Origin of the sequence: Clostridium gasigenes (assembly GCF_900104115.1) — a bacterium.
Taxonomy (GTDB): Bacteria; Bacillota; Clostridia; order Clostridiales; family Clostridiaceae; genus Clostridium; species Clostridium gasigenes.
The window spans coordinates 1-14,241 of record NZ_FNJM01000021.1 but is presented as its reverse complement, the minus strand read 5'-3'; the positions used below and the strand labels follow the sequence as shown (position 1 = coordinate 14,241).

At 30.6% G+C, this 14,241-nt stretch carries 9 protein-coding genes and 3 pseudogenes; all 12 read left to right on the top strand.

The window, feature by feature from the left end; translation table 11 throughout:
• Positions 1 to 479: 479 nt before the first annotated feature.
• Positions 480 to 5,147 (top strand): S8 family serine peptidase, encoded by a 4,668-nt coding sequence (locus tag BLS77_RS20630; protein WP_089973412.1) that lies wholly within the window; start codon positions 480 to 482, stop codon positions 5,145 to 5,147.
• Between the two features lie 484 nt (positions 5,148 to 5,631).
• Entirely contained in the window at positions 5,632 to 7,533 is a 1,902-nt protein-coding gene (locus tag BLS77_RS18295) for an acyl-CoA dehydrogenase family protein (protein WP_089973410.1), read from the top strand.
• 54 nt (positions 7,534 to 7,587) lie between these two features.
• Complete coding sequence (locus BLS77_RS18290; protein WP_089973407.1) at positions 7,588 to 8,787, top strand: FprA family A-type flavoprotein; 1,200 nt, start codon at positions 7,588 to 7,590, stop codon at positions 8,785 to 8,787.
• 170 nt (positions 8,788 to 8,957) lie between these two features.
• Positions 8,958 to 9,482 (top strand): alpha/beta fold hydrolase, encoded by a 525-nt coding sequence (locus BLS77_RS18285; protein ID WP_175490918.1) that lies wholly within the window; start codon positions 8,958 to 8,960, stop codon positions 9,480 to 9,482.
• 507 nt (positions 9,483 to 9,989) lie between these two features.
• The gene (locus BLS77_RS20680) at positions 9,990 to 10,262 is read left to right on the top strand and encodes a hypothetical protein (protein ID WP_341423497.1); all 273 of its coding nucleotides are present in this window, start codon (positions 9,990 to 9,992) and stop codon (positions 10,260 to 10,262) included.
• Between the two features lie 19 nt (positions 10,263 to 10,281).
• Positions 10,282 to 10,899 (top strand): annotated as a pseudogene (locus BLS77_RS18280) (DUF2268 domain-containing putative Zn-dependent protease).
• A gap of 246 nt (positions 10,900 to 11,145) precedes the next feature.
• A complete protein-coding gene (locus BLS77_RS18275) occupies positions 11,146 to 11,646 on the top strand; it encodes a HipA domain-containing protein (RefSeq protein ID WP_089973401.1) in 501 nt (166 codons plus the stop codon).
• A 59-nt stretch (positions 11,647 to 11,705) separates the two neighbouring features.
• Positions 11,706 to 11,912, top strand: coding sequence for a hypothetical protein (locus BLS77_RS18270; protein ID WP_089973399.1), 207 nt, complete (start codon positions 11,706 to 11,708; stop codon positions 11,910 to 11,912).
• Positions 11,909 to 12,397 (top strand): hypothetical protein, encoded by a 489-nt coding sequence (locus BLS77_RS20410; RefSeq protein WP_242874023.1) that lies wholly within the window; start codon positions 11,909 to 11,911, stop codon positions 12,395 to 12,397. Before BLS77_RS18270 ends, BLS77_RS20410 begins: the two co-directional genes overlap by 4 nt.
• A gap of 124 nt (positions 12,398 to 12,521) precedes the next feature.
• Positions 12,522 to 12,614 (top strand): annotated as a pseudogene (locus BLS77_RS18260) (DUF2268 domain-containing putative Zn-dependent protease); the annotation flags it as partial.
• A 117-nt stretch (positions 12,615 to 12,731) separates the two neighbouring features.
• On the top strand, positions 12,732 to 13,592 hold the full coding sequence (locus BLS77_RS18255) for a C39 family peptidase (RefSeq protein ID WP_089973397.1): 861 nt from the start codon (positions 12,732 to 12,734) through the stop codon (positions 13,590 to 13,592).
• A gap of 282 nt (positions 13,593 to 13,874) precedes the next feature.
• A pseudogene (locus BLS77_RS18250) lies at positions 13,875 to 14,241 on the top strand (helix-turn-helix domain-containing protein); the annotation flags it as partial.

The following is a 14,241-nucleotide window of genomic DNA, read 5'->3' as shown; positions in this document are numbered from 1 at the left end:
TAAATGAGGCCAGTGAAAAAGTGACCTTTAGCATTTGAAAGTTAAAAAGCATAATTTCAATACTTATGAAGTATTGGGATTATGCTTTTTTAGTGTGTTAAAAAATTGTTCCTTGGAGGTGCTTATTTTGGAAACTATGTTTTCAGAATTTGCTACAAGCGATAGTTTAGAAAATGTTATTGGATAAAAATCAAAATTAGTAGATCTAGATGGTGAACTAGTTCAAATTGCAAAAAAAATAGGTATTTCATTTGCAGATTAGTTTCGTTAAAGGTATAAATAGATTAAATTTTTCTTGAATATATGTAATGGATTTCAAAAAGTAAAATGCCATATATTTAATAAAAAGATAGATTATTTAAGAAATATATAAAGAAAATAGCAAAAAGGTATTTAAAAAGAAAAGGTAATGGTATATAATTGCTAAAAGTGAATTAAATGGGAATATCGCTTTTAACATTTAATAGGGGGGCTAAAAAATGAAAAAGGTAAAGAAAAAGGTTATTGCAATAGCAGTTACAACTATGTTTGTTGTTAATTGCAGTAGCTTAGTAGTATCAGCTAAGGAAACTGGGGAAAAGGAAAATTTTCTTAGAACGGAATTATTACAAAATCTAAAATCAGAAATTAATGAAGGGGATAAATTTTCAAATATTAAGCAATTGAAAGAAGAAGATATTGAAAATTTATCTTTGAAAGAAAGTGGTAATCCTGAAGAACGAGTAAGGGTTATTGTAGAATTAAAGGAAAAACCAGCAACATTAAAATTAGAAGATGGTGAGCAGCCTACAAAAGAACAAATTCAAGAAGTTAAGGATGATCAAAAACCTATACAAGAGGATGTTGAAGAAAAAACTGGGGAAGAAGTAAGGCATACTTATGGAAATTTAATTAATGGATTTTCTATGGAAGTTAAAAGAAAAGAAATTGATGAAATAAAAACTGTTGATGGTGTGCAAAATGTTAAAGAAGTTAACAAGTACTATTTAGATATGTCAACAGCAAAGGAGTTAACTCAAAGTTTAGATGTTTGGAAAGATTATGGATATAAAGGAGAGGGGTTAGTAGTTTCGGTTATAGATTCTGGTGTAGACTATACACATAAGGATATGAGACTAACAGATCCATCAAAGGCAAAATTAAACAAGGATAATTTAAGAGATGGTAAAGGAAAATATTATAACGATAAAGTACCATATGGATATAACTTTGCAGATGAAAATGATGAAGTAATTGATAAAGGAAGTATGCATGGTATGCATGTAGCTGGAATAATTGCAGCAAATGCAACAGAAGCAGATGTGAAATCAGATACAGGTATTCAAGGGGTTGCACCAGAAGCTCAAGTGCTTGCAATGAAAGTATTTACTAACAATCCAGAAATTGAAACTGCATATTCAGATGATATTATTGCAGCTATTGAAGAATCAGTAGAACAAAAGGCAGATGTAATAAATATGTCATTAGGTGCACCAGCAGGCTTTAGAGATTCAGAAAATCCAGAACAAGCTGCAATAAAAAATGCTACAGATGATGGAGTTATTTGTGTAGTATCAGCAGGAAATTCAGCAGCATCAACAAGCCCAACAATATATGAAGACTTTAGTGATATAGCAACAGTAGGAACGCCAGGACTTGCATCAGATGCACTTCAAGTAGCAAGTTCTGAAAATACAACTATACCACTACATGCATTTAACATAAATTTGAATGGAGAAAATAATTTAGCAGGATATACTCTATGTAAAGTGAATCCTAGGGATACATTTACAGATGGAGAAGAATTAGAACTAGTAGAGTGTGGTAAAGGTACAGAAAATGATTTTAAAGGAAAAGATTTAAAGGAAAAGATTGTATTAGTTAGTAGAGGTGAAATATCTTTTGTAGATAAACAAATAAATGCACAAAAAGCAGGAGCTAAAGGCGTTATTATTTACAATAATGCTGTTGGTGGATATATTAGCATGCAATCAGATGAGAGTATAAAAATTCCTTCTCTTTTCATTTCACAAGAGGATGGCTTGAAATTAAGTGGGGGAATAGCAAAGGGTGTAAAAATATCTTTTGGAAATTATAAAGTTACCAAGGCTAATCCAGAAACTGAAATGATGTCAAATTTTACATCTTGGGGACCAGCTCCAAATCTTGAATTCGCACCTCATATTACAGGACCTGGAGGAAATATTTTTTCAACTTTAAATGATAATAGATATGGAAATATGAGTGGAACATCAATGGCGTCACCTCATGTTGCAGGAGCTACAGCTTTAATTATTCAAGGCTTAAAGGCAAAGGGAATTAATCTTAAAGGGAGAGAATTTGTTGAATTTGTTAAAAAATCAATAATAAATACTGCTAAAACAATAGAAGAAACAAATAAATTGGGTGAAAAAGTACCATTTTCTCCAAGAAGACAAGGCTCAGGTATTATTCAAACAAAGGAAGTAATAAATAATAGAGTAGTAGCCTTCGGAAAAGATGGACAAGCTACTGTATCTTTAAAAGAAATAGATGAAGTTACAGAATTTGAAATAAAGTTAAAAAATTATTCAGATAAGGAAGAAAGTTATAAAGTTGAATCTTTAGGTGAAGTATTAACTGCTTTTACACCATCTATGGCAAATGAAAAATCTTTAAATGCTATGCCATTTGATACTACTTTAAATGGTGCAAGTATTAATATTGATAAAGACAAAGTAACTGTACCAGCAAATGGGGAAACTACAATTAAAGTAACTCTAAATGTTAAAGAAGACTCTGTAAAAGATAATTTTGTTGAAGGATTTATAAAGTTTATTGCAGAAAATCAAGATACGCCAAGTTTAGTTGTTCCTTATATGGGCTTTTATGGTGAATGGGATAATCAAAAAATTATAGATGCGCCAGTTTGGGAAAAAGATGATATTCGTATACTTCCAAGTTATACAGTAGCTGAAGTTTTAGGTAAGCTTAATTATTTGGGATTTAACGGAAGAGATGCAAATGATGATATAGTAATAGATCCAAACAAAATAGCAATATCTCCAAATAGTGATGAACTTGGTGATAAAATTATACCAACTTTATACATGCTTAGAAATGCAAAAGAAATACAAGTTGATGTTTTAGATGAAAATAAAAATGTAATTGCAGAAAACATTAGCAAGGAACAAGATGTTACTAAAAAAATAGTTGAAAGTAAAACTGGTAAAGAAGCAAGTGCATATAAATCATTAGCTTGGGATGGAACTGCTTATAATAAAGCAACAGGGAAAAATGAAAAAGTTAAAGATGGACAATATTATTTAAATTATAAATCTAAGGTGGATGGCGACGGAGCTAAATACCAAGATTATATTGTTCCAGTAAAAGTTGATACAGAAGGTATAGAAACAAAATTAATTTCAGCAGATAAATCAGATGCACCAGATTATAAATTACAAGTTAGTTTTAATGGTGAGTATGAAAAAGGATTAGTAAATAATGTAGGATTATCTGTAAATGGGGAAAAGGTAGAAGGATTTACTGTAAAAGGAGATACTTTAACAGCAGATTTAAAATTAAATAATGATTCAGCAAATGAAATTAAAGTAGCAACTTTAGATAATGCATATAATTTAAAAGATACTAATTTTAAAGTTTCAGTAGGGAAGGTTGAAACTCAGGTTAAATTTACAGACTTTGAAGAGGGTGCAACAGTAACTGATAATAAACTTGTAGTTAATGGAACATACTCAGGAGATGTAGATACAATATTAGTCCGTGGTGAAGCTCCAGATAAAATGGAAAATGGAAAGTTTAGTAAAACAATTGCTTTAACTGATGGATTAAATACAATAAATCTTTTTGCAAAAGATAAAGAGGGAAAAGTAATAAGAAATGATGCTTATAGAATATTCTGTGATACACAAGCTCCAGTGTTGAATATTACTGAACCAGTAAGTAATCATGAAGGATTAGTAGTAACAGCTAAAGACGTTGTTACACTTAAAGGAACAGTTAGTGATAATCTTATGGGATATAACTTATTTGTAAATGGAGAAAATAAGTTGAATATTTCTTCAGATGGAAAATATGCCGAACAATATACTAAGAGAGAATTTAGCTATGATATACCAGTTGCTGATGGAGATATAATAACATTAAAAGCAGTGGATTCAGTAGGTCATGAAACTCTTAAACAATTAAAGGTTAAAGTTGATAAAACAATACCAGAAATAAATGTTTATGGAGTAGAAAATGGTGCAATTTACAATAAAAATATAAAACCAAATATTACAGTGAAAACAGAATTAGCAAAATTAGAAATGACATTAAATGGCGCTAAATATAATGGCGAAGAAATAGTGGAAGAAGGAAATTATGAATTAGTAGCAAAAGCAGTAAATGCTAATGGTCTAACTAGAGATATTAAATTAAATTTCACTATTGATAAAACAGCACCAACAATAAATATAGGAAACATTGAAGATGGTAAAAAATACAACAAAGAAGTAACACCTAAATTTGAAATAGAAGAAGGGGCAACAACTTCTATGAAATTAAATGGAAAAGACTACAATGGAGAAATGATTGTAGAAGAAGGTAATTACGAATTAGTTGTTAAAACAGCAGATAAGGCAGGAAATATCACAGAAAAAACCATGAAATTTGATATAGATAAAACAGCTCCAGCTGTTTCTTTAGATGATGCAATTGATGGAATGACTTATAATAAAGAGGTTAAACCAGTTGTAAATAGTGATAAAGATGCTAATGTATCTGTAACAGTTAATGACAAGCCATATGATGGACAAGCGATAAAAGAAAATGGAGAATATGTAGTAAAAGTAGTAGCTAAGGATGAAGCAGGAAATGTTACAGAAGTAACAAGGAAATTCACAATAAAGCTACCAGAAGCAGATACTAAAAACCCAACAAAAACACCGGCTTCAACATCAAAGCAAGTAGAAAATTTAGGTGGGGAAGTTTCAGATGATAAAAAGAATGCAGAAACAGAAAAAGTATTAAATGCAAATAATACAAGCAATAGTAAAGAGGCAGCAAGTAAAGGTAATATACCTAAAACAGGTGGAGTAAATAGCAATGCACTAATAGCTATAGGGGTAGTAGTGCTAGCAGCAGGAATTGTATTGATTGTAAAAAGAAAATCAAAAAGCATAAAATAAAATATAAAAATTATCTTATTTTATATGTGGTGTTAAGTAGAATTCTTTGACACCGCCATGGAATCCACAACAATTAAATTTGTTGTGGATTTTTTTGTTAGAGATAGTTTATTTGTGTTTTTAGATTAAAGAAGTTGAAGGAGTTGTGTAAAATGAATAACGGAAATAGAGGTTCTATATACTGAAATGAAATCATATTAGTTATAAAATTTATTGGAATTTAGACCGAAAATAATTGTAAAAATATCAGAGGAAATAATTGACAAAAGAAATAGAGTGTTTTATAATAATGGTTATTAAAAGAAATAAAATATCTTATAAACGTTATTGTTGATTTGGGAATGATATAAGCAGCTTGAGGGTTTGACGTGAATTATTAGGATTAGTATATTTCTAAAATTTTAAAGTGTATATTTTCTATGGATTTTTAATAATAGAATTTATAAAAATTTAAATACAACCCGAAATAAAAGGAGGTAAGTTTATGTATAAGACAAGTGAACAACACGAAGTTTTTCGTAGGAAAATCAGAGAGTTTGCAGAATCAGAGGTAAAACCCATAGCATTTATGTTAGATAAGGAAAGTAAATTTCCAAAAGAGGCCATAGAAAAATTAGGAGAAATGGGTGTTTTAGGGACTCCTTATCCTAAAAAGTATGGTGGAATTGGTTTAGATGTACTTAGTTATGCAATTGCTGTTGAAGAACTTTCTAGAGTAGATGGTGGTACAGGTGTAATTTTATCTGCCCATGTTTCTCTAGGGACTTATCCAATAGCTGCATATGGAACAGAAGAACAAAAACAAAAATATATGATTCCAATGGCAAAGGGTGAAAAGCTTGGTGCTTTTGGGTTAACAGAGCAAAATGCTGGTAGTGATGCTGGTGGTACTGAAACTACTGCAGTACTAGATGGTGATTACTATATTTTAAATGGTGCAAAGATATTTATAACTAATGCAGATGAAGCTGATGTATATGTTGTATTTGCTGTAACTACACCAGATATAGGCGTTCGTGGAATAAGTGCTTTCATTATTGAAAAAGGATGGGAAGGATTTACTTTTGGTGAACATTATGAGAAGTTAGGAATTAGATCTTCTGCAACTGCAGAATTAATATTTAATGATGTTAAGGTTCCTAAAGAGAATTTATTAGGAAAAGAAGGACAAGGATTTAAAATAGCTATGGCAACTTTAGATGGAGGTCGTATTGGTATTGCATCTCAAGCATTAGGTATTGCACAAGGTGCTTATGAAAGTGCTTTAGAATATTCAAAAGAAAGAATACAATTCGGACAACCTATATGTCAGCAACAAAGTATTTCATTTAAGCTAGCTGATATGGCAACAAAGTTAGCTGCGGCAAGACTATTAATTTATAGTGCAGCTGAGCTTAAAGAAAATCATGAGCCTTATGCGAAAGAAGCGGCTATGGCAAAAATGTATGCTTCTGATATATGTTTAGAAGTTGTAAATGATGCTCTTCAAATCTTTGGAGGATCTGGTTATCTTAAAGGTATGGATGTAGAACGAGCTTATCGTGATGCTAAAATTTGTACTATTTATGAAGGAACAAATGAAATCCAAAGAGTAGTAATTGCTTCACATATAATAGGTAGAATGCCAAAAAGCAATATTCCAGTTGCTAAGAAAAAAGGTGCAGAAACAGGTGTTAGAAAAAAGATGATTCTGAAAGAAGGTACAGCAGAGGAAAGAGTTACAAAGTTAGTAGAAGCATTAAAAGCAGATAATTATGATTTCACTGTTGGAATTGATATAAATACTCCAATATCTAAGGCTGAACGTGTAGTTAGTGTTGGTAAGGGTATTGGAGCACAGGAAAATATGGAACTTGCTAAAGCTTTGGCTATTCAAGCAGGGGCGGCTCTTGGGTCATCTCGTCCTGTAGCTGAAACTTTAAGATATTTACCACTTAATCGTTATGTGGGAATGTCAGGTCAGAAATTTAATGGGAATCTTTACATTGCTTGTGGTATATCTGGTGCTGGTCAACATTTAAAGGGCATAAAAGATGCTACTACAATAGTTGCTATAAACACTAATGCTAATGCAGCTATATTTAAAAATGCTGATTATGGTATTGTGGGAGATATTTTAGAAATAATGCCACTATTAACAGCAGCTTTAGATAATGGAGAGCCTAAAACTGAAGCGCCTCCAATGAAAAAGATGAAGAAATCTCCTCCTCCAAAGGTTGTTCCTACTTGGAAGAGATATGTTTGTAATGGATGTGGCTATGAATATGACCCAGCTATAGGTGATGAGGACAGCGAAGTATTACCTGAAACTTTATTTGAAGCTATTCCAGAAGAATGGATATGTCCAGACTGTGGTGAAGAAAAAGATAAGTTTATAGAGGCTTAAAATTTATAACAAGAAATTAAAAATATTGTATAGTAAAAAAAGGGGGATTAAATTATGTTTTGTGTTAGAGAAGTAACGGAGGATCTGTATTGGGTAGGCGGTAATGACAAGCGGTTAGCTCTTTTTGAAAATATTCATCCAATTCCAAGAGGTGTTTCATATAACTCATATTTGTTATTAGATGAAAAAACAGTACTATTTGATACTGTAGATTGGTCAATTGGCAGACAGTTTTTAGAAAATATACAACATGTTTTAGCTGGTAGAACACTAGATTATTTAGTAATAAATCATATGGAGCCAGATCATGGAGCTTCTGTTGAGGAAATATTATTACGTTATCCAGATGTTAAAATTATAAGTACAGAAAAAGCATTTTTATTAATGAGACAATTTGGATTTAATATTGATGGCAAAATGGAAGAAGTTATAGAAGGGGATATAAAATCTTTTGGAAAGCATGTAGTAACATTTGTAGCTGCACCAATGGTACATTGGCCAGAAGCTATGGTTACATTTGATACTACAAATGGTGTTCTTTTTTCAGCTGATGCCTTCGGATCATTTGGTGCATTAGATGGAAAACTATTTAATGATGAAGTTGATTTTAAGGGTGAGTGGATTGATGATGCTAGAAGATACTATACAAATATAGTTGGCAAATATGGGCCTCACGTTCAAGCCTTGTTAAAGAAAGCTGGTGGAATTGACATTAAAATGATTTGTCCACTACATGGACCAGTTTGGCGTACAGACCTTGGATACTTTATAGATAAGTATGATAAATGGAGTAGGTATGAACCAGAAGAAAAAGCAGTAATGATTGTTTATGCTTCAATGTATGGAAATACAGAAAGTGCAGCTAGTGCTTTAGCTACTAAGTTTGTAGAAAAAGGTATGAAAAATGTAGTTATGTATGATGTTTCAAACACACATGTATCTAAGTTGATTTCTGAAACATTCAGAGTAAGTCATGTTGTTTTAGCATCAGTGACATACAATCTTGGTATTTATCCACTTATGCATAATTACCTAATGGATATGAAGGCACTTAACCTTCAAAAGAGAACTTTTGCAATTCTAGAAAATGGCTCATGGGCATGTAAATCTGGAAGCTTGATGCGTGAGTTCTTAGAAGATATGAGAGAAATGACAATTCTAGAAGATAAGGTTACACTTATGTCTTCAATGAATGAAGATAATGTTCCGGATATGGATAACCTTGTTGAAAGTGTTCTAGAATCAATGAAATAGTTATATATAGTCATAAAATCCACAACAGCATTTACCCAAAATGTTAAAATGTACCCTATGGAGTAGACCGTTTAAATAGTTTTATTCTAAATATCATCTTTTAATGATATAATATTTTATCATTAAAATGTATTAATTTTAAATTAATGATATATGACGGGGATGTTAGAATGGATAAAAAGGTAATGAGTACAGAACGTGGGGATGTATATTATTGGATTTGTAAAAATAAAAGTAATAAATGTATTACATTTACTCATGGGTTGACGGCAGATCATACATTATTTGATATGCAAATTGAATTTTGGAGTAAAGAGTATACTGTAATTGTATGGGATATGCCATTACACGGAGATTCTAGGCCTTATGATAATTTCTCTTTTACTAATGCAGCAGAAGATATGAAAAAAATACTGGATAATGAGAAAATTACGCATTCTATTATGGCAGGACAATCAGCTGGCGGTTATATAGTGCAAGAATTTATTCGTAGATATCCTGATTTGGTAGATGCATTTATTTCAATTGATTCCACTCCAATTGGCGTAGAATATTATAAGAAGTTGGAATTGTTCATTATTAGTAATTTGGGAAAGTTAGTGAAGTTATATCCGCATAAGTATTATTGCAGACGCTCAGCAAGAGCTTCAACAAGAACAAAAGAAGCAGTAGCAATTTCGTGTCAGACAAGCTGACGACTCAAAAATTCCCCGGTGGGAATCAGAATTTTCCAGGGACAAGTGATGTTTAAATAAAATAATTTGAGCGATGAAACTGTAATAGAGCTAAAAACTTTATTGCAGTTTTTTTATTTAGGCTAAAGTTGTTATTGAAGAGTTTTTAGAAGATGTATAAGCACCAATATCAATTTAGTGTAGACGAGAATGACTACTCAAAATATATAAGGGGAAGATAGAGATTGCCAATAGAGAATAGTTGCGAATGGAAGTAATCAATTATTTGGTATATAGATAAAGTGGCTATTGCAAAATAAAATGCAATAGCCACTTTAAAAAATGAACAATTATCTTTAGGGTATCATTTTAATATCTTTAAATTATCACTTTATTATATTTTAGGAAATATACCAACAATTTTCTTTCCACAAAAGGATATAATAGAAGGGTTTTTAATTTTGTAAAAACTATTGACTATCACGTTACGGCATCCTGTATATTGATATATATATATGAGCTGATTATATGAATATTAAACTAATACGATCAGATACAATTTACAAAAAAATGATGAATGCACCAAAGGAAAAGCGAGATGATATTTATCGTTACGAAATAATGAAGCCTTTTGAATTTAAGTGGTCTTGTTATAACGTCCCTCTTAAATCTCCACAGAAGGGTGGTTATGATGTAGTTATGGCAAGCAATATGCTTGGGTATTTAGCACCATCAGAGGTAAATAAAAAAAAAGGAAAATATAGATTTAATTTCAAACGAAAATTTATGGAAAACTTGTGAAAAAACTATTCAGAATTCCTTGGAGTGTTTTACAAAAGCAGGGTATGAATTACCTGTAAAAGAGTATATGTTTTCTATTGTACTGGGTAACCCAAAAAGTCCATATATGTTAATGTGTGATGGTTACTCTGGTGAAGAAGGTATCCCAGGTTATATCTTTGCATCACTTGTTCCAAATGAATATACAGTTAGTAGGATTAAAGTAGCTTTAGCTCATGAATGCAATCATAATGTGCGGTTTTAGTTTGAAAAGTGGAAAAATGATATTACACTAGCAGAAATGATGATTCATGAAGGTATTGCTGAAAACTTTGCCACATCAATGTTTGGTGAGGATATGGTTGGACCTTGGGTAAGTAAAACAGATAAGGAAACACTTAATGATTATATTAAGCCAATTATTAAAGATGGATTAAATGTCACTGGAATGGATAATATCACAGCTTATCTTTATGGTGACGAAATGGCAGAGATGCAAGGTTATTTTCCAATAGGACTTCCATATTGTGCAGGGTATGCTTGTGGTTATTATATGATTAAGCATTATTTAAAAAAGACAGGAAAATCAATTGAAGAAGCTACAGTAACACCGGCAAGTGAGATTACGAAGGTAATAGAAGATTTTTGGAGTGAATAATCAGCTTTAGGAAAGCTAATAAGTAAAACATTTTATTGAAAAGTATAAAAAAACTAAATACTCAAGGTTGTTGATACAGTAATATTCTAAATGATGATTAAATATCAAATGAAGCGTGCTAATAAAGGCACGCTTCATTATGTTGTTTAATATATCTAAATTGGATATAATAATAGATATGTGGAGTTTATGACTTTATTGGAAAGAGATAGAGAAAAGATAATAAAGAGATAGAGGTGATTTTTTATGGGAATAGATAACTTAAGAGAGCTAAGTTTAACTAGTACATCTAAAGGTATGTTATATAAATGTATTGGTAACATTGATGAAAAAAAGGTATTTATAAAAACAGGGAGTAAGGTTAAAAATAAATTTTCTGTTTTAGAGCCTATAAGTGAAGTAATAGCAAGTGAAATAATTGAAAAATTTAATATAGGATGTGCTAAAAATACTTTAAGTGAAATGATATTACCTAATTTAGAAGAGAAAGTAACAGTAAGTGTTTCAGTTGATTTTCTAAATGAAGATGAATTTCTTATGAGCATTAGAAGTTTACTTGGTAGTGCAAGTAGAGATAATTTATATGAGAAAGTTATTTCAATGATTCCAAATTGTAAATTAGATTTAGATAAAATGATTATTATGGATTTTTTAATAAACAACATAGATAGACATTTAAGAAATTTTAGTGTTGTAAGTAAAGGTGGAGAAATATTAAAATTTTCGCCTTTATATGATCTGGGTTAGCTTTATATTCTGACATTCAAGACTTTGAACTTTTACAAGATGATAAAGAAACTTGGGAAATGATTGATGAATGTAAGCCATTTGCACAATCTCACTATAAACAATTAGAACTAATAGGTGATGTTAGGTTGCAAAGAGTTCCGCTTTCAGAATTATTTGAGGTTGTTGATAAATATAAAGATTATTTATCAGATTATAGAGTAGAATGTATTAAGTATTTATTACAAAAAAGATATAAATACCTAGTAGAAAAGGGGATTATATGATAGATAAACACACACTTATGTGCAAAGATATTCCAGTTGGAATTCTTAAATATGATACAAACACTAAGGTTTTTAGCTTTAGCAAATTTGATAATATTGTAGATCGAGGATATTTACCTGTTGGTATGTATAGTTATGAAAATTGGAATCTTACATATAAGCCTACTCATGATGATATTGTATTTTGGCTTGAAGATAGGGTTGTTCCAAAGGAAAGAGCAAATATAGAGGAGATACTAAATGCTATGGGTATAATAGATTATGATTTTTGGGAGATTTGTAGAAGGACAAGAGCTATGTGTCTTGAAGATTATTTTTGGCTTAGTAAAGGTGAAAAATTTGAAGATGTTCATATAAGATATTTAGCAGAACAAAATAGAATTAATAATACTCCAATTCCTTTTGAAGCCGTGGAATATCCTAGTGAATATAAAGTTATTGACGGAAGACATATAGTTAAAAATATAACTCATGGTGAAATTTAGAGGTGCTAGGATCTAGGCGGTCCAGCTTTTGAACAGGTACAAGCAATCTAAAATACTATAATTATTTTATGGTGTTTTTTTGCTTATAAAGACATATTAAAGGAAGGAATCACTTGTTCCAAATGAATATACAATTAGTAGGATTAAAGTAGCTTTAGCTCATGAATGTAATCATAATGTGCGTTTTCAGTTTGAAAAGTGGGAAAATTTAAATTAAGTAAACATAATTTTTGTAACAGTGATGTAACAGTTTAATGATATACTGTAATTATATATTCATGTACAAATGATAATGAGTTTAATATTAGACTAAATATAGAGGTTGGTGTTAGCGGTGAAAAATAAAGGGAATAAAATTAATAAGAAAAGAAAAATTAGTAAAAAAAGAAGAAAAGAAATTAGAAGAGCAAGGTTGATATTAGCTACAATATGCTTAATACTAATAATTATAGTTGTAAAACTTAAGAATATAACATTTTCAGATGACGATTCACCTAAAGTATTAGTATCTGAAAATAGTAAACAAAAAGATAAAGAGAATAACATATCTAAGATGGATATGATCGTGCAAAACAGTGGAGAGTATCCAGAGTCTTTAATTGAATTAGCAAGAAAATATGAAGAGACAATTGATTTTGTATTAAACTATCCAAAGAACAAAGATAAAGATTATAAAATAAATCCAAATGATTTTAAAAAAGAAAAAAATGGAATTCAACTATTTATTCAATGGGACGAGCATTGGGGATATAAAAAATATGGCGATGATTTTATGGCTTTGACGGGGTGTGCGCCTACAGCATTAGCAATGGTGATTTATTCACTTAATAATGATAAATCAGTTACACCTAATGTTATTGCAAAATATGCAGAGGAAAACAATTTTTATGTAGATGGAATTGGGTCTAGTTGGGAACTAGTAAATGCAGCGACGAAGAAGTATGGATTAAAGAGCACGGCTATACCTCTAAATGAGAATACTATTATATCATCACTTGAAAATGGAAACCCTATAATAACATCAGTAGGGCCTGGAACATTTACAGGAAGTGGACATTTTTTAGTATTAACTGGTATTACAGATGAAGGAAAGATAAAAATAAATGATCCTAATAGCAAAATTAATTCTTCAAAAGAATGGGATATAGATGTCTTTATAAAAGAATCTCTAATGTTATGGGAAATAAGTAAATAAAACATTATTCTCGACCAAATGCTATAAGTGTAATGAAAAAGAAATAGACTGGCTTGAATGCGAAACCATGTAAAAAGATATTATAAAAATTTAGTATATGGTATATAGCAATGAATTAGAAAATGAGCGTATAATGATAAAGTTAAGAAATAAGATAGATATGGAACTATTTAATTGTCTGCAAAGGGAGAATATATACAAACAAAGGTGTTGCAATAATTGATATGATACCTCCAAAGTAGACATGGTAAATAACCAAAATCTACTTTGGAGGTATTTTTTATGGGACGAAAATATAAGTATACTCCCGAAGATAAAATTCAAGCAGTTGAGGATTATCTATCGGGTATCAAGGGCATCTATCAAATATGTACAGAATTAGGGATTCGTTATAGTTGCAATAGAGGCGGTATCATACGTAACTGGGCTAAGAAATATCAAGAATTCGGAGAATCAGTGTTTTATCATAAACCACATAATAAATCTTATTCTTCAGCATTAAAACTTAAAGCAATTGAGGAATATTTTTATGGAAAGTTATCTCAAGAAGATATTTGCACTAAGTATGAAATTCGTAGCACTAGTATTCTACAAAGATGGATTAAGAAGTATAATAGCAATATGGAACTTAAGGATTATGATCCGAAAC